Below are 957 nucleotides of genomic sequence, written 5' to 3' on the forward strand. Positions count from 1 at the left end.
CGTCCGTGGGCTTTCCGCCCGGCCACCCCCCGATGCGCACGCTGCTGGGCGTCGCCCTCTCCGCGCGCGGTGGCCGCTACGGCAACCTCTATCTCGCCGACCGCCGCGACGGCCGCCCCTTCGACGAACGCGACGAGGAGGTGCTGGTGGCACTGGCGGGGGCCGCCGGGGTGGCGATCGAGAACGCGCGGCTCTTCGAACAGGTCCGGGACGGCGCCGAGCAGTTCCAACGCCTGCTGTTGCCCGAACTGCCCGCCCCCCGCCCCTTCACCGTCGCGGGAGCCTACCGACCCGCCGCCGTGCCGGGCCGGCTCGGCGGGGACTGGTACGACGCCCTGACCCTGCCCGACGGCACCCTGGTGGCCGTGATCGGCGACGTGATCGGCCACGACCTGCGGGCGGCGGCAGGGATGTCCCGCATCCGGAACATGCTGCGGGCCCTTCTGTACGACCGGCACGAACCCCCGGCGGAGGTGCTCTGCCGCCTCGATCACATGGGGCGGGCGATGAGCGACCTCCCCATGACCACGGCCTGTCTGGTCCGGATCGCCCCGGGGCCTTCGGGAGGGGACGGGTGGAACATCGACTGGAGCACCGCGGGGCACCCGCCCCCGCTGGTTCTGGACCCCGCCGGGGGGGCGCGCCAACTGGGCGGCGAGCCCGGTCTGCCGCTGGGCGTCGATCCCGACCGACCTCGTCCCGGCCATCACCGCTCCCTGCCGCCCGGCGCGGTGCTGGTGCTGTTCACCGATGGTTTGGTCGAGCATCCGCGCCGCTCCCTGGACGAGGGAATGGCCGAGCTGGTCCGGCTGGCGGAGGAGCGGGTGGGGCTTCCCCCACGACGGTTGTGCGAGGAACTGATGGAACACCACCCCGGCGGCCCCCGCCAGTGCCACCAGCACCTCCTCGTCGCGTTCGTCGAAGGGGCGGCCGTCGCGGCGGTCGGCGAGATAGAGG

Annotated in this window: 1 protein-coding gene; it reads left to right on the top strand. The window is 74.1% G+C overall.

The window, feature by feature from the left end:
- Nucleotides 1-32: 32 nt before the first annotated feature.
- The coding region (locus tag FNQ90_RS24890) for a PP2C family protein-serine/threonine phosphatase (protein WP_323380172.1) at nt 33-957 on the top strand (925 nt) is incomplete at its 3' end.

Source organism: Streptomyces alkaliphilus (genome assembly GCF_014141535.1).
GTDB lineage: Bacteria > Actinomycetota > Actinomycetes > Streptomycetales > Streptomycetaceae > Streptomyces > Streptomyces alkaliphilus.